This is a genomic window from Novispirillum itersonii subsp. itersonii ATCC 12639, from assembly GCF_000381985.1.
Lineage (GTDB): Bacteria > Pseudomonadota > Alphaproteobacteria > Rhodospirillales > Rhodospirillaceae > Novispirillum > Novispirillum itersonii.
In genome coordinates, this window is the sequence record NZ_KB907348.1 from 85,971 (window position 1) to 104,946 (window position 18,976).

Annotated in this window: 18 protein-coding genes; 1 reads left to right on the forward strand and 17 read right to left on the reverse strand. The window is 65.6% G+C overall.

Going from position 1 to position 18,976, the window contains the following annotated elements; all coding sequences use genetic code 11:
- Positions 1 to 45: 45 nt before the first annotated feature.
- Positions 46 to 498 (reverse strand): c-type cytochrome, encoded by a 453-nt coding sequence (locus tag G365_RS0115840; RefSeq protein WP_019646513.1) that lies wholly within the window; start codon positions 496 to 498, stop codon positions 46 to 48.
- On the opposite strand from G365_RS0115840, the gene G365_RS23935 reads away from it, so the two are divergent.
- Positions 499 to 684, forward strand: coding sequence for a hypothetical protein (locus G365_RS23935; protein WP_155976323.1), 186 nt, complete (start codon positions 499 to 501; stop codon positions 682 to 684).
- A 30-nt stretch (positions 685 to 714) separates the two neighbouring features.
- On the opposite strand, the gene G365_RS0115845 is transcribed toward G365_RS23935, so the two are convergent.
- The 16 genes from G365_RS0115845 to G365_RS0115920 all read right to left on the reverse strand — a co-directional run bounded on the left by G365_RS0115845 (position 715) and on the right by G365_RS0115920 (position 18,636).
- Entirely contained in the window at positions 715 to 1,452 is a 738-nt protein-coding gene (locus tag G365_RS0115845) for a CbiX/SirB N-terminal domain-containing protein (RefSeq protein ID WP_169545172.1), read from the reverse strand.
- Positions 1,453 to 1,478: 26 nt separating this feature from the next.
- The gene (locus G365_RS0115850; protein WP_019646515.1) at positions 1,479 to 3,038 is read right to left on the reverse strand and encodes a nitrite reductase; all 1,560 of its coding nucleotides are present in this window, start codon (positions 3,036 to 3,038) and stop codon (positions 1,479 to 1,481) included.
- Positions 3,035 to 4,306, reverse strand: coding sequence for a heme d1 biosynthesis radical SAM protein NirJ (gene nirJ / locus G365_RS0115855; protein ID WP_019646516.1), 1,272 nt, complete (start codon positions 4,304 to 4,306; stop codon positions 3,035 to 3,037). Before nirJ ends, G365_RS0115850 begins: the two co-directional genes overlap by 4 nt.
- Positions 4,306 to 4,812, reverse strand: a complete 507-nt coding sequence (gene ahbB / locus G365_RS24135; protein ID WP_019646517.1) for a siroheme decarboxylase subunit beta — start codon at positions 4,810 to 4,812, stop codon at positions 4,306 to 4,308. The genes nirJ and ahbB (G365_RS24135) overlap by 1 nt, the downstream gene beginning before the upstream one ends.
- Positions 4,809 to 5,273, reverse strand: a complete 465-nt coding sequence (locus tag G365_RS24140) for an Lrp/AsnC family transcriptional regulator (RefSeq protein ID WP_019646518.1) — start codon at positions 5,271 to 5,273, stop codon at positions 4,809 to 4,811. The genes ahbB (G365_RS24135) and G365_RS24140 overlap by 4 nt, the downstream gene beginning before the upstream one ends.
- The gene (gene ahbB, locus G365_RS0115870; RefSeq protein ID WP_019646519.1) at positions 5,273 to 5,803 is read right to left on the reverse strand and encodes a siroheme decarboxylase subunit beta; all 531 of its coding nucleotides are present in this window, start codon (positions 5,801 to 5,803) and stop codon (positions 5,273 to 5,275) included. Before ahbB (G365_RS0115870) ends, G365_RS24140 begins: the two co-directional genes overlap by 1 nt.
- On the reverse strand, positions 5,800 to 6,294 hold the full coding sequence (locus G365_RS0115875) for an Lrp/AsnC family transcriptional regulator (RefSeq protein WP_019646520.1): 495 nt from the start codon (positions 6,292 to 6,294) through the stop codon (positions 5,800 to 5,802). The genes ahbB (G365_RS0115870) and G365_RS0115875 overlap by 4 nt, the downstream gene beginning before the upstream one ends.
- A gap of 11 nt (positions 6,295 to 6,305) precedes the next feature.
- Positions 6,306 to 7,514: a cytochrome D1 domain-containing protein gene (locus G365_RS0115880; RefSeq protein WP_019646521.1), complete on the reverse strand. Its 1,209-nt coding sequence runs from the start codon at positions 7,512 to 7,514 to the stop codon at positions 6,306 to 6,308.
- Entirely contained in the window at positions 7,511 to 7,843 is a 333-nt protein-coding gene (locus G365_RS0115885) for a c-type cytochrome (protein WP_019646522.1), read from the reverse strand. Before G365_RS0115885 ends, G365_RS0115880 begins: the two co-directional genes overlap by 4 nt.
- Positions 7,840 to 8,676: a uroporphyrinogen-III C-methyltransferase gene (gene cobA, locus G365_RS0115890; protein WP_019646523.1), complete on the reverse strand. Its 837-nt coding sequence runs from the start codon at positions 8,674 to 8,676 to the stop codon at positions 7,840 to 7,842. The genes G365_RS0115885 and cobA overlap by 4 nt, the downstream gene beginning before the upstream one ends.
- 92 nt (positions 8,677 to 8,768) lie before the next feature.
- On the reverse strand, positions 8,769 to 10,457 hold the full coding sequence (locus G365_RS0115895; RefSeq protein WP_456091357.1) for a cytochrome D1 domain-containing protein: 1,689 nt from the start codon (positions 10,455 to 10,457) through the stop codon (positions 8,769 to 8,771).
- A 114-nt stretch (positions 10,458 to 10,571) separates the two neighbouring features.
- On the reverse strand, positions 10,572 to 11,300 hold the full coding sequence (locus G365_RS0115900) for a Crp/Fnr family transcriptional regulator (protein ID WP_019646525.1): 729 nt from the start codon (positions 11,298 to 11,300) through the stop codon (positions 10,572 to 10,574).
- A complete protein-coding gene (locus G365_RS0115905; protein ID WP_081628592.1) occupies positions 11,290 to 12,009 on the reverse strand; it encodes a Crp/Fnr family transcriptional regulator in 720 nt (239 codons plus the stop codon). Before G365_RS0115905 ends, G365_RS0115900 begins: the two co-directional genes overlap by 11 nt.
- Before the next feature lie 298 nt (positions 12,010 to 12,307).
- A complete protein-coding gene (locus G365_RS0115910) occupies positions 12,308 to 13,201 on the reverse strand; it encodes a diguanylate cyclase (RefSeq protein WP_019646527.1) in 894 nt (297 codons plus the stop codon).
- A complete protein-coding gene (locus tag G365_RS23145; protein ID WP_019646528.1) occupies positions 13,198 to 17,022 on the reverse strand; it encodes a hybrid sensor histidine kinase/response regulator in 3,825 nt (1,274 codons plus the stop codon). The genes G365_RS0115910 and G365_RS23145 overlap by 4 nt, the downstream gene beginning before the upstream one ends.
- 3 nt (positions 17,023 to 17,025) lie before the next feature.
- Positions 17,026 to 18,636: a bifunctional metallophosphatase/5'-nucleotidase gene (locus G365_RS0115920; protein ID WP_019646529.1), complete on the reverse strand. Its 1,611-nt coding sequence runs from the start codon at positions 18,634 to 18,636 to the stop codon at positions 17,026 to 17,028.
- Between the last annotated feature and the right edge of the window lie 340 nt (positions 18,637 to 18,976).

Below are 18,976 nucleotides of genomic sequence, written 5' to 3' on the forward strand. Positions count from 1 at the left end.
CCCCGCTAAAACCGGTGGGTGCGGCTGTGGCGTGTTGACGGTGCCTCAGCCGGCCGGGGTCGGCGGCCAGTTCTGGGTGTTGACCTCGCTGGTCCACTTCAGGAAGTCGATCAGGTCGTTGGCTTCCTGCTCTGTCAGGTTGAACTGCGGCATCTGGCGGCGGCCTTCGATGCCTGTCGGCTGGGCGGCAAACCAGTTTTTCAGTGCCTCACGGGCGGACTCGGGATCTTCCTTCCCGCCGTAACGGACCCAGACATTGCCCACTTCCGGGGCGAAGTAAGCGCCTTCGCCCATGATGGTGTGGCAGTTGATGCAGGAGTTCTTTTCCCACACGTGTTTGCCGCGCACGACCGCGTCTGTCAGGCGGTCGTTGTTAGACGACGTGTTGAGGATGTAAGCGTGGCTGTGTGCCACCAAGGCGATGAAAATCGCCAGAAAGAACAGCGTGCCCCCGTAAAAGATATTGCGGGCCGCCGATTTTGTGAGTCGTTCGGACATATGTCGCGCTTCCCCATTGTGCTTGGCCTGTGGCCGATGACGGCGAAGCGGCCCCCGGCCCCGGGGCTGGCTGGCTGGCGTAAGGCAGCGGGCTGGCAGGGTACCGGGGCGCGCGCCCCCTCTGGCCATCGACGGCCAGACCCCACACTAGGGGCGGTGGCGACCGCCCTCCTTGACAGCGGGTAAGTGGCTGAGCGGTCTGCTCGGGATTATGGATTATGCGGCGGTCAGCAGATCGGCGGCGATACCGGCCATGGCGGCGGCATCGGTCAGCGGCAGCAGGCAGGTCAGGTGATGACCGGCGATGCGGTGGCTGCTGTGATGGCGGAGGCTGTCCTCAGGCAGGCCGAAGGCAGCGGGCAGATCGTGACGGACATGGCGACCATATCCGGCGAACAGCCCGGCAATGATGATGTCGGGCCCCAGTCCCAGCGCCCGCCAGTCCTGCAGGCGGGGCGCATGCTCCAGAAACACGGCTGCCGCCCGTCGGATGTGACCGGCAGCCCGCAGGGATTCCGCCAGAGCGGTCAGGGGGGAGGGGCTGTTCTGGTCCGTGCTGCCGTGGCCGATCAGCAGCAGGTCTGATCCCGGCTGTACCCGCAGGGCCGTTGTAAGAAGATCGTGTATGGCGGGCGCGGTGCCAAGGGGCGGCAGGGCGGTGACGGTCAGGTGGGATCCGGCTTCGCGGATCCGGGCAGGGATGATGCTGCGGGTAAAGGTGCCATCCGCCGCAAAGTGCGGCAGCACCGTCACCGGTCTTCCGGCTGGCAGGGCTGCCAGCACATCCGGCAGCAGGTCTGGACCGGTCCCGCGCAGAAAAGCGGGCCGGACCTGTCGCACGCCTTGCCCGGCCCGCCGGGCCAGCGTTTCCGCCAGCCTTCCGGCCAGATGCCGGGTCGGGTCGGCGCTGCCACGGTCCGGGCCATGGGCGGCAACAATTACTGTATGGGGCACCGTACGGGGCCGGATCTGCTCCGGGATCAATGACTGGTCCCTTCCTCGTAACGGATTTTGTTCGCGACGTTGTACTTTCCGACCGGGCGGCGCATCGGCAGGCGGGTCACTTCTTCCAGTGTGGTGGCGTCGATCACGATCAGCGCTCCGTCCTGTTCCATCAGCGACAGCAGCACATAGCGGCCGTCCTGCGTGAACTCGGCATGGGCGACGGTCCGGCCCGGTGCCGGACGAAGGGTTCTGACGATGTCCAGTGTCTGCTTATCGATGACATGGACGGCATCGCGGTTGGGGCCGAAAAACACATCGGCGAAGATGTAGGGGCTGTTCTCATGACCGCGCAGGAAAAACCCCGGCCCCAGTGTCGGGATGTCCTTCACCAGTGACCAGTCGGTCATGCTGATGACGGTGATCTTGTTTTCCTTCAGATTGGGCGAGGCCATCACCCGGATGCCGTTCCAGTCGAAGGTGATGCCTGACCCCAGATGCGGCATGCCGGTCAGGGGGATGTCGGCCACTTTGCGCCCGACACTCAGGTTGACCACCTGCCCTTTGGCCCCGGTCCGGGCCGCGCCCATCACGTGCTGGTAGGACTGATCGAAGAAGAAGTCGTCGAGATAATCCTCCAGCTTGATCCGCCGGGTGGAAAAAGCCCCGTCCTGCACGCTCAGGGCTTCGACCATGCCGGGTTCGTAAGAATGGACCAGACCGGGGTAATAGGGTTTGACCGGCTTGTCATAGGGGATTTCCCAGATTTCCGGCAAATCCTTCAGGGCGACCAGAAAGCTGTGGCGCGGCGGGGCGGTATAGACGGCTGAAACCCGGCTGTCCTGCCCGCTGGCGGAGACCGGGATCACCCGCTGCGGCGACAGGTCGCGCGCATCCAGAATCACCACCGAAGCCGGAACCGCATTCCCCACCGCCAGCCACCGCCCGTCAGCGGAGACGGCGATGTTCCGGGTATTGATCCCGGCCCGCACCTCTGCCACCCGTTGCAGGGTCCACAGGTCATACTGATCAACCCAGCCATCGCGGCTGACCATATAGGCAAAGCGCCCGGTCGGGTCATATTTGATCCCGCCGTGCAGGGCAAAATGGCTGGGAAAACGGTCCAGAACCGTAAAGCGGTCGCCATCGACCACCGAGACATGGTGATCACCGCTTTCCACCACCGTAAACAGGTTCATCGGATCAGCGGTGTGGGTCGGGCGGGCAGGCAGGGTTGCCGGGTCAACGAAGACGGTGCGGCTGGCGGCGGTTTCTTCCAGCCCCCAGTGCGGCGAGGTGGCCGGGGGACGGAACACCCATCCGGCCAGCGCTTCGGCATCCTGCCGGGTCAGCACCCCTTCAAATCCGGCCATCTGACTGGCGGGGCGGCCATGAAGGATCACGTCCACCGCGTCCGCCGGTTTCAGGCGCTCCAGATTCTGCGGCAGCAGGGCTGGCCCGATGGCCCCCAGCCGGTCACCGCCGTGGCAGGCGGCACAGTGCTGGGTATACAGCCGGGCGGGGTCGGGCTCTTCGGCATGCGCTGCCGACAACAGGGCGATCAGGGTGGCGGCGGCAGACAGGCAGCGGCGGATCATGGGCGGACCTCCCCGCCGGTGAGGCCTGAGAGGGAGGCGGCCCCGGTGATCGGGGCCGGGCGGGGTGTCGCCCCAAAGGGCAGGACCTGTATCCGCGGGGCCGGGGCTGCGGTCAGGCCGATCTCGGCATCGGTCAGATAACAGCCCGGGTCTTCCGCCCACGGGTCACCGGTCAGCTGATAGGCGCGGGTGCGGGTATTGCCGTTGCAGATCGCCAGATGGCGGCATTGGCCACAGCGCCCGCTGACCGGGCGGGGCCGCTGTTTCAGCCCGGCCATCAGCGGGTCTGAGGTATCGGCCCAGATATCGCCGAACCGCCGGTCCCGGACCGACCCCAGGGCGTGGGTCCACCACATGGTGTCAGGATGCACGATACCAAGGTTATCAATATTGGCGATACCAACCCCGGAGGCATTGCCCCCCCAGCGGCGCAGGGTCTGTTCCAGCCGGGCAAGGCGGGCGGGAAAACGTTTTTCCGCCCAGCGCAGCATATACAGGGCGTCAGCATCATTGTTCCCGGTGACGTATTCCCGCCCGCTTCCGGCCAGTGTGTCGGCCAGACAGCGGTCAAGAATGGTGTCCATCACCGACCGGGTCAGGCGGTGATGGGCGTCTTCCGCCCGGTTGTGGTTACCGCGCCCGGCGTAGTTGAGGTGGGAGAAATAAAGTTTGTCGACCGCTTCTTCCGCCGCCAGATCCAGCAGGCGCGGCAGATCGCGGGCGGTGTGTTCGGTGATGGTGAAGCGCAGCCCGGTCTTGATCCCGGCAGTCCGGCAGGCCCGCAGCCCGGCGAGCGAGGCATCAAAGGCCCCGGCCCGGCGGCGGAAGATGTCGTGGGTCTCGCGCATGCCATCAAGGCTGATGCCGACATAATCATAGCCGGTGTCGGCAATGGCACCGACGGCGGCAGCATCCATCAGCGTGCCGTTAGAGGACAGGCCGACATAAAACCCCAGTGCCTTGGCCCGTGCCCCGATGATGTGAATGTCCGGGCGCAGCAGCGGTTCCCCGCCGGACAGGATCAGCACGCCGACCCCGGCATCTTTCAGGTCATCCATCACCCGGAAGACCTCCGCCGTTGTCAGCTCCCCGGCAAAATCGGTATCAGCGGAGGAACTGTAACAGTGGCGGCAGGTCAGATTGCAGCGGCGGATCAGGTTCCAGATCACCACCGGGCCGGAACCCAGAAGAACCGGGCGGCGTTGCGGTGTGGCGGCACTCTCCGGTGTCGCAACCAGATCTTTCATATAGCGGGACAGACGGAACATCAGGATGTCTCCTTCACAGGCTGCCGTCCGGCGGTGCGGATCCCGGTCTTTTTCAGCACACGGGTGGAATAGAGGATCTCTCCGGCCCGCAGGGCATCGCCCAGCAGGGCGCGGATGGCAGCGGCATGGGCATCGGTTTCGGCCCGGCTGCGGCCATGGACCATGGCAAACAGGGTGTAAGACCACAGCCCCGGCACCCGGGGCCGCAGATAGCAGTGCGAGACAAACGGCAACTGCCCGACTGCCGCGCCCAGATCCATCACCCGGTCATCGGCGACATCCCACACGGTCATGCCGTTGGCGGTGTAGCCGAGGCGGTAATGGTTGGGCACCGCGCCGATGCGGCGGATCCGGCCATCGGCCAGCATGGCGCGCAGGCGGTCCGTCACGGCCGTTTCGCTGACGCCAAGGCGGGTGGCAATCTCGGCATACGGGGTGGCGGTCAGCGGCAGGCCGCCTTCTGTGGCGGCAATCAGGGCCTGATCGGTCAGATGTGCATCGGTCATGCCGTCAGCCTCAGATCGAGGAAAAATTCGTGTTCCTTCGGCAGGGCCACCACGGTCAGGCCGGTGACGGCCTCAATCTCGGCCAGCACGGCCCACGCCCGGTCCGGGGTGGCGGTGGCGACCACGAACCACATGTTCCAGCGGTGGTCGCGCTGATAGTTATGGGCGACCTCGGGGTAGGCGTTGACGGTGGCGGTCACTTCGTCAAAGCGCTCCGCCGGGACGGACAGGGCGGCGAGGATTGCCAGACCACCGATGCTTTCCGGGCGGAACAGCGGGCCGAACCGGGTCAGGATGCCCCGCTCAAGCAGGCTGCGCAGGCGGGTCAGCAGGGCCTCTTCCGTGATCCCCAGAGATGCCGCCGCATCGGCATAAGGGCGGGATGACAGCGGAAAGCCGTCAAGCAGACCATTGATGATCGCGCGGTCGATGCTGTCGTATTCCATGGCGGTGTCGCTCATCACGGGCTCTCCGCCGGGGTGGCCGTCCGTGGGCGACCGTAGCAGCCGCCGCCCTGCTTAAAGCGGCGGACCCCGAACAGAACTGCCCGGGGCAGCCTGTCCAGACCGCACTCGCGCACCATCCGCTCGACCCGGGCGCCGACCTCATCCCGCTGTTTGCCATGGACCATCGCAAACAGATTATAGGGCCAGTCCGGGCGCTGGCGGCGGCGGCGGTAGCACAGGGTGACTTCCGGGCGGGTGGCCAGACGGGCCCCGGCGTCTGCCACCCGGTCATCGGGGACATCAAAAACGCACATCGCGTTGGCGTGATATCCGACCTCGCGGTGACGGACGATTGCGCCGAACCGGCGGATCACCCCGGTCTCGTGCAGACGGGTCAGACGGGACAGGACCGCAGCCTCGCTCAGCCCCAGCGGAGCCCCCAGACCGGCGTAAGGGCGGTGGGTCAGCGGCAGCCCGGTGCCCAGTGCATCAACCAGTGCCAGATCAAGATCATCCAGCAGGGGGGCGGCGGAAACGGTGGTCATGCCCGGTTCTCCTTTATGGCGGCGGACGGCGACCAGTCGATGGCAAAACCAAGGTCAAGGTGGTGTCCGTGTTCCATCGGCAGGCGCAGCAGCGGCAGCCCGGTTTCGGCGGCGATGGAATCCAGCACCGCCTCGCGCGCGGCCTCATCGCGGGCCGCCACCACAAACCACAGGTTCCACGGGTGATCGCGTTCGTAATTATGGTTGACCTCAGGATGTGCCCCGACACAGGCCGCCACCGCGTCCAGCCGGGCGGGCGGGACTTTCAGGGCGGCGAGGCAGCTTGATCCGACCGCCCCCTGGGCCCAGACCGCCCCGATCCGCCCGACCACGCCCTGCGTCTGCAGGGACCGGAAGGCGGCCAGTACGGCGTCTTCGGTGGTCCCCAGTTGCCGGGCCAGCGTGGCATACGGGCGTGGGGACAGCGGAAAACCGCGCTGGGCGATGTCCAGCAGGCTTTTTTCTAGCGGGCTGAGGTCAACAGGGGCCATGCTGGCAGTCCTCACAGGCCGATGCGGTGGGCGCGGGGGGTGAAGAAGATCCCGGACGGTTTATCCGCAGGCAGGGTGGCGATCTCGCGGCGGCTGTCGGTGTCGTAAACCCGCAGCAGGTCCTGATCGCGTACCGACAGCCACACCCGGTCCCCGCGCGGGCTGAATTCCATATGCAGGACCCCCGGGCCCGGGGTCAGGGTGTCGGTGACGGTCAGGCTTTCGGCATCAATCACCTGTACCGTACCGTTATCGGGCAGGGCGAAGTTGACCCACACCTGCCGTCCGCCGGGCCGGGCCATGGCGAACACCGGCTGACCGGCGACCGGAATGGCAGCCACCTGTTTCCAGCTGGCCGTGTCGATCACCAGCACCTCATGCCGCCCGATGGCAGGCAGAAAGGCGAGAGACCCTGCCACCGCCCAGCCTTCCAGATGCGGCATCTTATAGACCGGCAGCGGCTGCTGCCCTTTGCCGTAGCCATCAAGGATCCGGGTCACACCACGCTCGGGGTGCCACAGGTCGATTTTTGCCAGACCGTCTTCGCCGAACAGTCCGGCGATGTACCAGCGCCCGTCTTCGGTGACCAGAGCGTCATAAGGCTGGTGGCCGATATCCGGGAACCGGGTGAGGCGCGGGGTCCGGCGGTCAGCGGAGAAATCAGCGATCCAGGTCTCGCCGGTGTCGTACAGGCTGAAGACAAAGCGGTTGCCGGGGGCGTCCTCCAGTCCGACCACCTTTGACCGTGTGCCATCCCCGGTTTCGGTGGCGGGGATGTCGGCGACCAGCTCCAGCGTGGTGGCGTCAAACACCTTGACCCCGCCGGGGGTGTAGTTGGCCACCGCGATCAGGGTGCCGTCTTCGGAAATTGCCCCGCCGATGGAGTTGCCGGACTGCATCACCCGGCGGTCAATCACCTGCCGCAGCAGATCGACTTTGGTCAGGCCCCCGTCGCGCCCAAAGATGTAGGCATAGCGTTCGGTCGGATCAAACACCACCGAGGCATGGCTGAGGTCGCCCAGCCCGCCGATGGTGGCAAGGCGGGTCGCCTGCAGGCGGTCCACCACCGCAACCTGTCCGCTGGCCCGTTCAATCACCACCCCAAGGCCTCCGGTCCCACGGAGAGACGCGCCGGCAACAGACGGCCCGGACGGATCGGCGGTGGAGCATGCGGACAGCAGCAGGGCGGCGGTGGCAGACAACAGCAGGCGGCGGATCATGGCGGTGTCTCCCGCAGCAGGTGGATAAGCCAGTCGATATCCTGACCGGACAGCAGGGGCCCCCATGGCGGCATCGGTTTGCCGGGCAGGCCATCGCGGATGATGGTGGCCAGCACCGCATCATCCTGTCCGCGTAGGGCCTCGGCGGTCAGGGGAGAACCAAGACCGCCGTGGCGGGTCAGTCCGTGGCAGGACCCGCAATCCTGCGTCAGCAGGGCTGCGAGTTCGGCTTTGCGGGCCGGGGGCAGTTCGGCAGCGGCGGTGCTGCCCCAGATCAGGGCCGTCAGGGTGGCCAGAGCGGCGGCGGTGCCCGCCCGCCGGGGGATCATGACGGGCCCCATCCGTTGACCACTGCCAGCACCGGGCGCGGTGACGGCATCGCCTGCGGATCCGGCAGGATCCGACCCGGCAGGACCGGGGCATCCGCCATTGCGGCAACGCGGCCGATGATGAACAGGGTCGGCGGCTCCAGACCGGCGCGGGCAACATCCCCGACACAGTCCGACAGCACGGTCTTCAGGCGGCGTTCCCGGGGGGTGGAGCAGTTTTCCACCGCCAGCACCGGGGTTGCACCGCTCAGGCCGTGGCTGGTCAGACCGGCAACAATCTGCGGCAGTGTCTGCAGGCCCATGTATACGACCAGTGTGGTGTCGGCGTCGGCAAGGCTGGCCCAGTTGAGGGACAGCGGCGCATCGGCCTGACAGTGACCGGTGACAAAGCGGACGCCGGTGGCCAGTCCGCGGTGGGTCAGCGGTACGCCGCACAGCGCCCCGCAGGCGGCGGCAGTGGTGATGCCGGGCACCACCCGCACTTCCACGCCGTGCGCGGCCAGAAATTCAGCTTCCTCGCCCCCGCGCCCGAAAACGAACGGGTCCCCGCCTTTCAGGCGGACCACGGTTTTATGGCGGGCGGCAAGATCAAGCAGCACCGTGTTGATACGGTCCTGCGTACAGTGGTGCCGTCCCGGGCGTTTGCCGACAAACACCCGTTCAGCGGTGGGGGACAGCAGCGACAGAACCCCGTCAGAGACCAGACGGTCATGGGCCACCGCATCGGCTGTCTCCAGCAGGCGGGCCGCCCGCACGGTCAGCAGATCGGGGTCGCCGGGACCGGCCCCGACCAGATACACCACGCCAAAATCATGCGCAGGAAAGCCATGCATCTGTCAGGTCCCCCATCAGAGAAATCACGGAAAATCAGCGGAAAGAAGTCCGGGGGGCGGGGCAAACCGCCCCCCGGCAGTCTGTCTGGCCCTTAATAAATGTCGTGCTGGGTGTTGAAGACGTTGAACTTGCCGGTCGGGGTGACCAGCCGGTCATCCTTGATCACCGTCTTCAGCTTGCGGGTCTTGTCATCAACGACCACGATTGCCGATTTCTGGGTCTTGCCGTTCCAGACCGAGAACCACACCTCGTCGCCTGCCTTGTTGTATTCCGGCTGGACGACACGTTTGGCCCCTTCGCCCAGATCGGCCCATTCGGCGATCGGCAGCACTTCAAACCCCTTATCGAGGCTGCGGATGTCAAACACGGCAACCGACTGCGAGACCTTTTCGTCCGGGTTCAGCGGGGTATCAACCCACAGGTTGCCGGATTTCGGATGGGTCTTGATGAACAGCGATCCGCCGCCCTGACCGTTCAGGGTTTCCACCACTTTCCACGCCTGCTTCGGATGGCCTTTCGGATCGGTGCCGATCAGCGAAATACCGTCATCGCCCAGATGACTGGTGGCCCAGACCGGACCAAACTTCGGATGGACGAAGTTGGCACCGCGCCCCGGATGCGGGGTTGCCCCGGTTTCGACGTTGGCGACCAGTTTGCCGTCCTTGGTGTCGATCACTGACACCTTGTTGCGGGCGTTGGCCGCCACCATGAAGTACCGGCCAGAGCTGTCGAGGCCGCCGTCATGCAGGAAGCGTTCCGCTTCGATTTCCGTGGTCTTCAGGTTCTTCAGGTCGGAATAATCGACCATCATCACCTTGCCGGTTTCCTTGACGTTGACGATGAACTCAGGCCGGTAGTGAGACCCAAGGATCGAGGCAACGCGCGGTTCCGGGTGATAGCTCTGCTCGTCGTAGATCATGCCGCGGGTCGAGGAGATCTTCAGCGGTTCCAGCGTTTCGCCGTCCATGATCACGTACTGCGGCGGCCAGTAGGTGCCGGCGATGGCGTATTTGTCTTCCCAGCCCTTGAACTTGGAGGTTTCAACCGAGCGCGCTTCCAGCCCGACCTTCAGGCTGGCGACCTTGGTCGGTTCTTTCGGCCACAGGTCGATCATGTCGATACGCGCGTCACGGCCAATGACGAAGACATAGCGGCCCGAGGCGGAAATGCGGGAAATATGAACGGCGTAGCCGGTCGGGATGATCTTTTCGATCTGGTGGGTACTGCCGTTGATCAGGGCAACCTGACCGGCGTCGCGCAGGGTGACGGAGAACAGATTCTCGATATCGAGGGTGCTTTCCTTCTTTTTCACGCGGTCAGCGGGTTTTACCAGCACTTCCCACGAGGCCTTCATCTCCTTCATGCCCCATTCCGGCGGTTGCGGCGGGTCCTGCATGACGTAGCGGGCCATCAGATTGACCTGCTCTTTGCTCAGCTCGCCGGATGTCCCCCAGTTGGGCATCCCGGCGGGGCTGCCGAAATTGATAAAGGCTTCCAGATGTTCAAGGCCCAGGGTGCGGGTGCGGGCCGGTTCCAGATTGGGGCCGGTCGCCCCTTTGCGCAGCACGCCATGACAGCCGGCGCAGCGCTGGAAGAAGATGTCTTTGGCCTGCGCGAACTCTTCCGGGGTCATCGTCGGCACCGGGGCCGCTTCAGCCGGGGCGGCGGGGGCGGTCTGGGCAGAGGCGGCGGGGGCGAAGGCCAGCAGTGCCGCAACGGCGACGGACCCGAACACCCCCCATGATCGCGACGCTGCCGCCCCTTTTAAACCTGTAAACATGGTCATCATAATCCCCTGTCTGTGTGGGCTTAACGGCATCACCCTGTTCCCTTCGCCAAAACCCCTCCATGATGGATGGTAAATGGCCGGGCACCGCTTCCGGGTGCCGGGATTTCAGGATGGGGCTTCGGTTTCAGCCAGATGTTTCAGGGCAGTGGTGTCGGTGATGGTCAGGTGGCCCCGGTGCAGGTGGATGCCCAGCTTTTCCAGACGGCGCAGAGCGCGGGAAAAATTCTCCGGGGTCAGGCCGACCGCCCCGGCGATGACATAATGCGGGACCTGCAGGCGGATCGCCGCCGGGGTGCCCGGGGGGTGCTGCCCGGCCTCCGGCATGGCTTTTTCCAGCTCGCGCCACAGCCACAGGCAGACCCGGCGGAAGGCGCTGATCCCCTTCAGTTCGGCCAGTGCGCGGGTCATGGTGCGGTGACGGCGCCCAAGGCTGACCAGCAGGGGGGCCAGACGGCCGCCATCTTCCTCCAGCCGGGCGAACAGGGTGCTGCGGGTGATGACATCAACCACCGCTGCTGTCACCGCGTCACCGTTCACCGGGTAATGGCGCAGCCCCAGCATGGCCGGAAGCCCGAAGAAGTCGCCGGGGCCGAACACATGCAGCGTGACCTCGCCGCCGCCGGACTCCAGCGTGTAAAGCCGGACCTTGCCGTCGCGGATCAGAAAAAACCTGTCCGCCGGATCCCCCTGCGAAAACAGCGAGTCGCCGGGGATCAGGCGCAGACGGCGGGACCGGTCCATCAGGATGTCCAGCACATCGGTCTCAAACAGGCCCCCCATCGAGCAGCTGTCTTCGGCAGGCATGGCAGCAGGCGGCCTGATTTCAGGCGACATCGCGTTCAGCCTCCATTGCCAGCCGCAGGCCGCCCGGATCGGCGACTGTCACCAGCGGGCCGCGTACGGTGACACCGTCATCGCGCAGACTGCGCAGGGACCGGCTGAGGCTTTGCGGGGTGATGCCGAGATGGGCGGCCAGTGTGGTTTTACTGACCGGCAGGCGGACGGTGACGGCCCCGCCCCGGCGACCGGGCATCAGCGACAGCAGAAACGCCATCAGCCGCCCCCGCGCGCTCAGGCTGCGCTGATCGGAGATGGCACGGATACGGTGGCGCAGCCCGACAGACAGCAGCCCGACCAGCAGCAGGGCGGTTTCGGCGGAGGATCCGGCCAATGTGTTGACCTGTGCCGGGCTCAGGCGGATCAGACGACAGGGGGAGAGGGTCCGGGCGGTTTCGCCATGCAGACCGTCACCGAGATCAGACAGCCCAAGGACCGCGCCGCGCCCGGCAATATCCACCGGGGTGGCGGTGCCGGGGCATCCGGCGATCAGGGCCACTTCGGTCATCACCGATCCGTCCTGCACCAGATAAAGGGTGTCGAGGGGCTCGCCTTCGCGGTACAGGACGGTGTCTTCATCGGCCATCTGGGCTGTGCCCAGCGGGCTGAGCCGGGTCAGGGCCGCGCCGAGGATTGCCTGTTCCGATAACAGATCGAGATTGATGCCCATGCTGGTCGGCTCCGGGGAAGGTGCTGACGCCAGCATCCGCCTAATCCCGGGTAAATCACTTGACCATCGTCAAGGGTGTTCGGATCGCCGCTGATTTTCAATTCTGGGGCGTACTGTGACGTACACCATGAGCGAGGGGCAGAGTTTACCCTGCGACAAGACCGGCGGATTGCCGGACTTATCCGGCGGCAAGGTCCGGGCGGCCTGTTCCGGGTATTCAAGGGTCTGTGACCGGACGCCGTTCTTCCCCGGCCGTCGCTCCGGGTCGTTGTTTCCTCCTGTACCCGTTCCGTCAGCGGTTCCTGCCGCCGTTGACGGGACGGGCTTTTTTGTCTCAGGCGGCAACGCTCCGGTTCCGGCCTTCGGCTTTGGCGCGGTAGAGGGCGGCATCGGCCCTGCCGAGCAGACCATCCGGGGTAACCCGGGTGCCACCGCTGACGGTGGCGACCCCGACAGACAGGCTGACCCGGCCAAAGGGGCTGTCCGGGTGTGGCAGGGCAGCATCCCAGACGCTGAGGCGGATCGCCTCGGCCATGCGGAAGGCTTCCCCGGCAGAAGTGGCAGGCAGAACCGCGACAAATTCCTCGCCGCCATAACGGGCGGCAAGATCGGTCTTCCGGTGCAGCGGGCGTTGCAGGGCCGCGCCGACATGGCGCAGGCAGTCATCACCGGCCTGATGGCCCATGCTGTCATTATAGCGTTTGAAGTGATCAACATCGATCATCAGCAGGCTCAGGTCTTTTCCCCCACGGCCGACCCGCTCGCATTCCTGCTGCAGGGTCTGGTCAAGATGACGGCGGTTGAACAGCCCGGTCAGGCCGTCCCGCATGGCCAGACGGGCCAGATGGTCGCGGATCTGCTTCAGCTCCAGATGGTTCCGGACCCGGGCCCGCAGGATTGCCGGAGTGATCGGTTTGCTGACGTAATCCACCGCCCCGATTTCGAGGCCCCGGGTTTCGTCTTCGGGGTCAATCCGCCCGGTGACAAAGATCACCGGAATGGAGGCGGTGTCCGGGTGCTGCTTCAGGGCCCGGCACACATCAAAACCATCCCGCCCCGGCATCGTGACATCCAGCAGGATCAGATCCGGGCTTTGGCCGGTTGCCAGCTCAATGGCCCGGTCGCCGTTCAGGGCGAACAGAAGGTCGTAGTCTGCCGACAGGACCCCGCTGGCGATATCAATGATGTGGGGCTCGTCATCGACGATCAGCACGGTCGGAAGGGTCATGAGGCAACTTTCTTCGGGGGCATCAGGCGGTCAAGGAGGGTGGTGGCAGCGCTGAAATCAAGGCTGTCCAGCGCGGCGTGAATGCCGTCGAGGTCTTCATCCGCCAGTCCGGCAGCGGACAGAACCGGGCGCAGATCGGCAAAGGTGCTGCGCGCGGTCAGGCGGTTGCTGCTGATCTGGTGACGCAGGCCGGTCAGCTGTTCGATGACGCTGTCGGGCAGGGTGCCGGAGAGGGGCTGCTGCCCGGAACTTTCACTCCGGGCAGCAGCAACCGGTGCCGGGGGCAGGGGGGCGCTCAGGGCCGTAAGGGCCTGTTTCAGATGTGCATGACAGTGGTCAGCCGCCGCCCCATCTCCGCCATCCTGCTGTTGCAGGGTGTCTTCCAGAATGGCGGCGGCATCCCCCAGGGCGGTATTGCCGAGGGTGCGTGCCGCAGACTTCAGGGAATGAACATCCCGGATCAGACTGTCTCGGTCCCCCGGATCTGCAGCGGTCAGCCGTGTCAGAAGCGGCGTGAAACGGTCACGGAATGAGAGCAGAAGCCGTGTCAGAAGATCTTCCCGTCCGTCGGTGAACAGGCGGGCTGCGGTCAGGTCAAATGGTCCGATGCTCTCAGGCAACACTGGCGGGGCTGTCGGTGACGGCAGCGGTGCGCGGTCTGCGGGGGCTGCCTGTGCGGGGCGCTGACGCAGGGCTGCGTGGACCGCCGCGATCAGACGGTCAGGGGCCACCGGCTTCATCAGATAGTCATCGACCCCGGCTTCAACGCAGCGGGCATATTCGAGATCGGCGGTATGGGCGGTGATGGCGAGAATCGGCAGGACGGCGGACGGCAGGACACGGCGGATCCGGCGTGTGGCTTCCACGCCGTCCATTTCCGGCATCTGCACGTCCATCAGCACCACATCCGGCGGCTGCGGGCTATGCAGGACCCGTTCAACAGCGGCCAGCCCGGTGGTGACGACATCAACCGTGGCCCCGGCGGATTCCAGCAGTTCCCGCGCGACAAGCTGATTGATTTCCGTGTCTTCGGCCAGCAGGACATGGACCCCCTGTAACAGCAGCGGGCCGGGATCGGCATCCTGCGGCAGCACAGGGGGCAGGGCACCGGCTCCCCCGGTGAGGGCGGCGTGCAGGGCCAGACGGAGTGTGCTGCGGTCCAGCGGTTTGTGCAGGGCCATGCGGATACCGGCCCGGGCCAGCGTCTCCGGCTGCTCTTCGTCTGCATCGTGGCCATGATAGCCCAGCAGAATCAGAGGGGGCGGACTGGTCATGGACTGACTGTGCTGTTGCAGGGTCCGGCTCAGCGGCTGCGTGCCGGAGGAGTCCGTCATCCCTTTATCGACCAGTATGATCCCGCCTGCGGCTGCCGGAAGCTGCTGCAGGGCTTCAGCCGGGGTTCCGGCAGGCAGGGCCCGTACGCCAAGGTCGGTCAGCAGAGAGACCAGAAGGGCGCAGGCGGTCGGGTTGTCTTCCGCCACCAGCACCGGCAGATCCGGCGGCAGGGGGGCTGTCTCTTCGCTCACCGGGGGTTCCGCCAGCTCCAGCGGCAGGGTCAGGGTGAACACTGATCCTGCGCCGTAGGTGCTGGTGACGGTGATGCTGCCGCCCATTATCTCCGCCAGCTGCCGGGAAATCGCCAGTCCCAGTCCGGTTCCGCCGAAGCGGCGGGTGGCGGAGCTGTCGGCCTGCGCGAAGGCGGCAAACAGGCGGTCACGCTGGCTGTCATGGATGCCGATGCCGGTATCGCGGACGGCAAAGCTGAGCTCAACCCGGTTCTCGTGGCGGTGGATGACCCGGATTGCCAGCACCACTTCCCCCTGATCGGTGAATTTGACCGCGTTGTTGGTCAGATTGAGCAGGATCTGTTCCAGCCGCAGGGCGTCACCGCGCAGATGATACGGGACATCAGCGGGGATATCGTAGAGGAACTCCAGCGATTTATCAGCGGCATGCAGGGCAACGATGGTCGACAGGGTATCCAGCACCCGCGACAGATCGAACGGTTTGTTTTCCAGTTCCATCTTTCCGGCCTCGATCTTGGAGAAGTCGAGGATGTCATTCAGGATCGCCAGCAGAACCCCGGCGGAGGAATGGAGTTTGTTCAGATAGTTGCGCTGCTGGGCGGTCAGGCTGGTCTTCAGGGTCAGGTGGGACAGGCCCAGAATGGCATTCATCGGGGTGCGGATTTCATGACTCATGGTCGCCATGAAGCGGGATTTGATGCGGGCGGCTTCTTCAGCGCGGTCGCGGGCTTCCTTCAGGGTTGCTTCTGCCAGAACCGGCTGGGTGACATCCAGCACAGTGATCTGCCGGACCTCCTGCCCCTGCCAGTGGATCGGGCTGACGGCAATGGTCACCCACAGGCTGCTGCCGTCATCCCGGCGGGCGGGCAGGCGGTCCAGAATCTGTGCCCCCTGAGCGAACGCATCCGCCGGGGCATTGACCAGCGGCCACACCGCGTCGGGCAGCAGGTCGCGCACCGGTACCGCCTCGGCGGGGTCCGGCAGGGCGAACATCTGCGAAAAGGCCGGATTGGCGAACAGCACCCGGTCCGCCGACAGCACCAGAACCGCCTGTACCGACCCCTGCACCATCGAGCGGAACTGCCGTTCCCGCGTTTCCACATCCTCCTGACGGCGGCTGATTTCCGACAGGAAGTAGGTGATTGAGCGGGCAATGGCCGAGATTTCATCCTGACCGCCGTCATCAATGCGGGTGGTCCGCCCGGCGATCCGGCCCAGAACCCCGTCATTCAGGGCCGACAGACGGTTGGTCAGAAAATGACGGAAATAGAAATAAACCCCGACAGCAGCCCCGACGGCGACAATGGCCAGAATGGTCAGGATCACCGCCTGCCGTTCCACTTCATTCCACAGGCTGGTGGCATTGGCCGAGGCACGGGCGGTGATGGTGGCGAACATATCGCGGGACAGTTTGCTGACCTCTTCCACCAGCAGCCGGGTCTGGCTGCCCAGCCCGGCGGCCCGGCTGCTGACCCGGACCCTTTCGACCAGTGCCGGATAGAGGCCGCCGTCAGCAAACAGGGCGTCTTCCATCTGTTCTTCGATCCCGCCAAGGCGGGCGGCAATCGCCGGAGGAACCTGTTGGTGGTACTGGTCCAGCCCGTTCAGGGTCTGCCGGACCTGCTGTTCTGACTGGCGGATATCGACCAGCCGCTGCATCCGGCTGGCCCGCACCGCCTGCCCGCTGACTCCGTCGAGTGTGCTGATCCAGATCACCAGACTGCGCAGGGATTCCGGCCCCGGCGCGGGGCCTCCCGCCGGGGGAAAGGACAGGGTGTCTTCCGTCAGGCCTTTCAGGGAGTCTGACAGGCCCGAGACTGTGGTCTGAGCCCGGTCAACCCCGGCGGCCACATCAATCCGCCGGGCGACCTGCGCATCAAGATCCGCGACTGTCTGTTCCAGACTGGTCAGCAGGTTGGCAAGGGTCTGCGCCCCTTCCACCGTTTCGACCTGCGTCACATATTCCTTGATCCGGTGAAACTTCAGGTCGATGTCCTCGCGCGCGATCCGCCGTGCCGGGTGTGTATCGGCGGCTGACAGGCGTTCGACCTGATTGACCAGCAGCTGCAGTTGCGAGGACAGCTCTGACGCGATGGTCATCTGCGGCAGGGCGGAATGGGCGAGGCTGGTCAGCTCACGGTGGAAGCGCCCGAGGTCATACAGTGCCAGTCCGGAGACCGCGATCAGGAACACCCCCATCGACAGCAGGCCCTGTACCACCCGGCGGGACACCCGGCGGGTGGGGCGTTCCGGCGGGGAGAGCGGGGGAACGGAAGGCGGCGGCACTGCTGACATGGATCAGTCCGTTTTTCGGGCGGCAGGGGGCGCAAGGTCAATCAGTCTGCCTTCCACGGCGGGGGCGACGGTTTTCCGGTTGCTGATGTATTCTGACAGGACTTCCCATTGCAGGCGGCGGTTGACGTCATGGGTCAGGCGCGGGGCCCCGGCCAGCGTGCTGAACTGGTCACCGCCATCGGCGACAAAGCGGGTCAGGGCGACTTTATAGGTCCGCTGCGGGTCCAGCGGCTGGCCCATCACCTCGACCGAGACCACCCGTTTTCCCGGCGGACTGGTACTGTTGAAGCGCACCACCATATTTGAGACATGCAGGAACCGCCCGGAGCGGTCCTCAATCTTGCTCAGGCCATTTTCCAGCGCGCCCAGAATCTGCGCCCCGGTCACCCCGTAGAGGCCGACATGCTCCCGGAACGGCAACTCAGCCTGAATGTGGCGGCGCGACAGTTCTACCCCCGCCGGATACTGGCGGTCCCCACGGATCGAGCCGCCATTCGCAAGGGCGATTTCTGCCCCCAGCACCTGCCGCATGCCGTCGGCGACCAGATTGCCGAAGGCGGTTTCCCGGCTGCGGACCAGATCTCGCCGGGTATCAAGCGGGGTGGAGGAGACGCCGACCGGGGTATCCAGCAGGGTGGCGAGGCGCCCGGTGTAGGACGCCACCAGCCGCTGGATCTCGGGGTCCGGGGTCACGCCGTCCAGCGGCACCATTTCGACGCTGCAGAGGCAGCCGCGGACTTTGCCATCCGCGCCGCGCCGGGGCTGAACGGTCATTACCGCCAGCGGGCTGGTATCGCCACCGTTGCGCACCAGCAGACCGTTGCCGAGGGGAGTGGCGCTGTTTTCGTCGATCACCGCTTCGATCAGCACATCGACCGAGCCGTCGCGCACCAGTTCCTCGTCGGGATTGTCGTTGCCGCTGGTCTCAATCCGGCTTTCGCTGAGGGCGAGCACGATGTCGGCCCCCCGCCGCCGCAGATCGGCAGCCTGCCGCCGGATGGCGTCGGGCACCGGCTCCACCTTCAGTAGCGGCATGTTGTATTTGTAGGTCACGCTGGGGTTGACGGTGGCGAGAATGCCGAGTGTATACCCCCCCAGATCAAGCAGCAGGGTTTCCGCCAGCCCTTCCGGCCGCCGCCCGAACCGGCTGTCGATAACGTTGGAGGCGATCATCGGGAAGTTGGCTTCCCCCGAGCGGAGAATCAGCTCGTCCATCCCGAAGGAATATTCCCGTTTACCGATGGCCATCGCCGTCGGTTCCATCGCGTTCAGGATGTCGATCATATGAGCGCCGTAATCGAATGCCGCCAGCGCGCTGGGGGCAAGCGAATCGCCGCCGTGAATGAAATGCACCGGCACCGGCCCGCGCCGCAGTGCGGACAGGACGGCGGCGGCACGGATCAGCCCCGGCTCCCCCTGAGCCGGGAAAATCTCCGGCATGTTGGAGATATAGACGATCTTCACCGGCTGTGGTGCCGGCTCGGCGGCCTGTCCGGCGGTGCCGGTCAGGCCAGCCACCAGCAGGGGCAGCGTCACGGTCAGTCCGGCCACCATCTGCCGCAGTACGGATGATCCGGCCCGCACGGCGCTGATGGCGGTGCGGTTAAAGTCCATTCCCAAGGGTGCCCCCCCGCTTATCCTGTTCTGTCCCCGGCAGTAGAATACCCTGATACATCTGAAACGAGAATGGATGATAGCCGCAAGAGGCATCCGCTGTTTCCACAGTTGACAGGGGCCCCGGAAAAGTGCGTGCCAGCCCGCTTTTCCCGGCCATGCCTCCGGGCACAACAGTCTGTTCTCTGACAAACAAGACCGCTGTCGGGCCGGGGCCGCATGCTGACCCTGATGCGTGGTCTCTCCCGGGCCTGAACCACCCGCCGGACGCGGCGATGTCTCCCGCCGTTGCTCCTGTCTCAGGTCCGGTGGCGGGCCGGGAGGGGCCCGCATTTCTTCA

Excerpts from the sequence above, each read along its gene's own strand:
- ahbB (WP_019646517.1), bottom strand. The coding sequence starts at position 4,812 with ATGACCGATGCACATCTGACCGATCAGGCCCTGATTGCCGCCACAGAA.
- nirJ (WP_019646516.1), bottom strand. The coding sequence starts at position 4,306 with ATGTTCCGTCTGTCCCGCTATATGAAAGATCTGGTTGCGACACCGGAG.
- G365_RS0115895 (WP_456091357.1), bottom strand. The coding sequence starts at position 10,457 with ATGTTTACAGGTTTAAAAGGGGCGGCAGCGTCGCGATCATGGGGGGTG.
- G365_RS0115910 (WP_019646527.1), bottom strand. The coding sequence starts at position 13,201 with ATGACCCTTCCGACCGTGCTGATCGTCGATGACGAGCCCCACATCATT.
- G365_RS23935 (WP_155976323.1), top strand. The coding sequence starts at position 499 with ATGTCGCGCTTCCCCATTGTGCTTGGCCTGTGGCCGATGACGGCGAAG.
- G365_RS0115880 (WP_019646521.1), bottom strand. The coding sequence starts at position 7,514 with ATGATCCGCCGCCTGCTGTTGTCTGCCACCGCCGCCCTGCTGCTGTCC.
- G365_RS0115920 (WP_019646529.1), bottom strand. The coding sequence starts at position 18,636 with ATGGACTTTAACCGCACCGCCATCAGCGCCGTGCGGGCCGGATCATCC.
- G365_RS23145 (WP_019646528.1), bottom strand. The coding sequence starts at position 17,022 with ATGTCAGCAGTGCCGCCGCCTTCCGTTCCCCCGCTCTCCCCGCCGGAA.
- G365_RS0115840 (WP_019646513.1), bottom strand. The coding sequence starts at position 498 with ATGTCCGAACGACTCACAAAATCGGCGGCCCGCAATATCTTTTACGGG.
- G365_RS0115875 (WP_019646520.1), bottom strand. The coding sequence starts at position 6,294 with ATGGCCCCTGTTGACCTCAGCCCGCTAGAAAAAAGCCTGCTGGACATC.
- G365_RS24140 (WP_019646518.1), bottom strand. The coding sequence starts at position 5,273 with ATGAGCGACACCGCCATGGAATACGACAGCATCGACCGCGCGATCATC.
- G365_RS0115850 (WP_019646515.1), bottom strand. The coding sequence starts at position 3,038 with ATGATCCGCCGCTGCCTGTCTGCCGCCGCCACCCTGATCGCCCTGTTG.
- ahbB (WP_019646519.1), bottom strand. The coding sequence starts at position 5,803 with ATGACCACCGTTTCCGCCGCCCCCCTGCTGGATGATCTTGATCTGGCA.
- G365_RS0115885 (WP_019646522.1), bottom strand. The coding sequence starts at position 7,843 with ATGATCCCCCGGCGGGCGGGCACCGCCGCCGCTCTGGCCACCCTGACG.
- G365_RS0115900 (WP_019646525.1), bottom strand. The coding sequence starts at position 11,300 with ATGTCGCCTGAAATCAGGCCGCCTGCTGCCATGCCTGCCGAAGACAGC.
- G365_RS0115905 (WP_081628592.1), bottom strand. The coding sequence starts at position 12,009 with ATGCTGGCGTCAGCACCTTCCCCGGAGCCGACCAGCATGGGCATCAAT.
- cobA (WP_019646523.1), bottom strand. The coding sequence starts at position 8,676 with ATGCATGGCTTTCCTGCGCATGATTTTGGCGTGGTGTATCTGGTCGGG.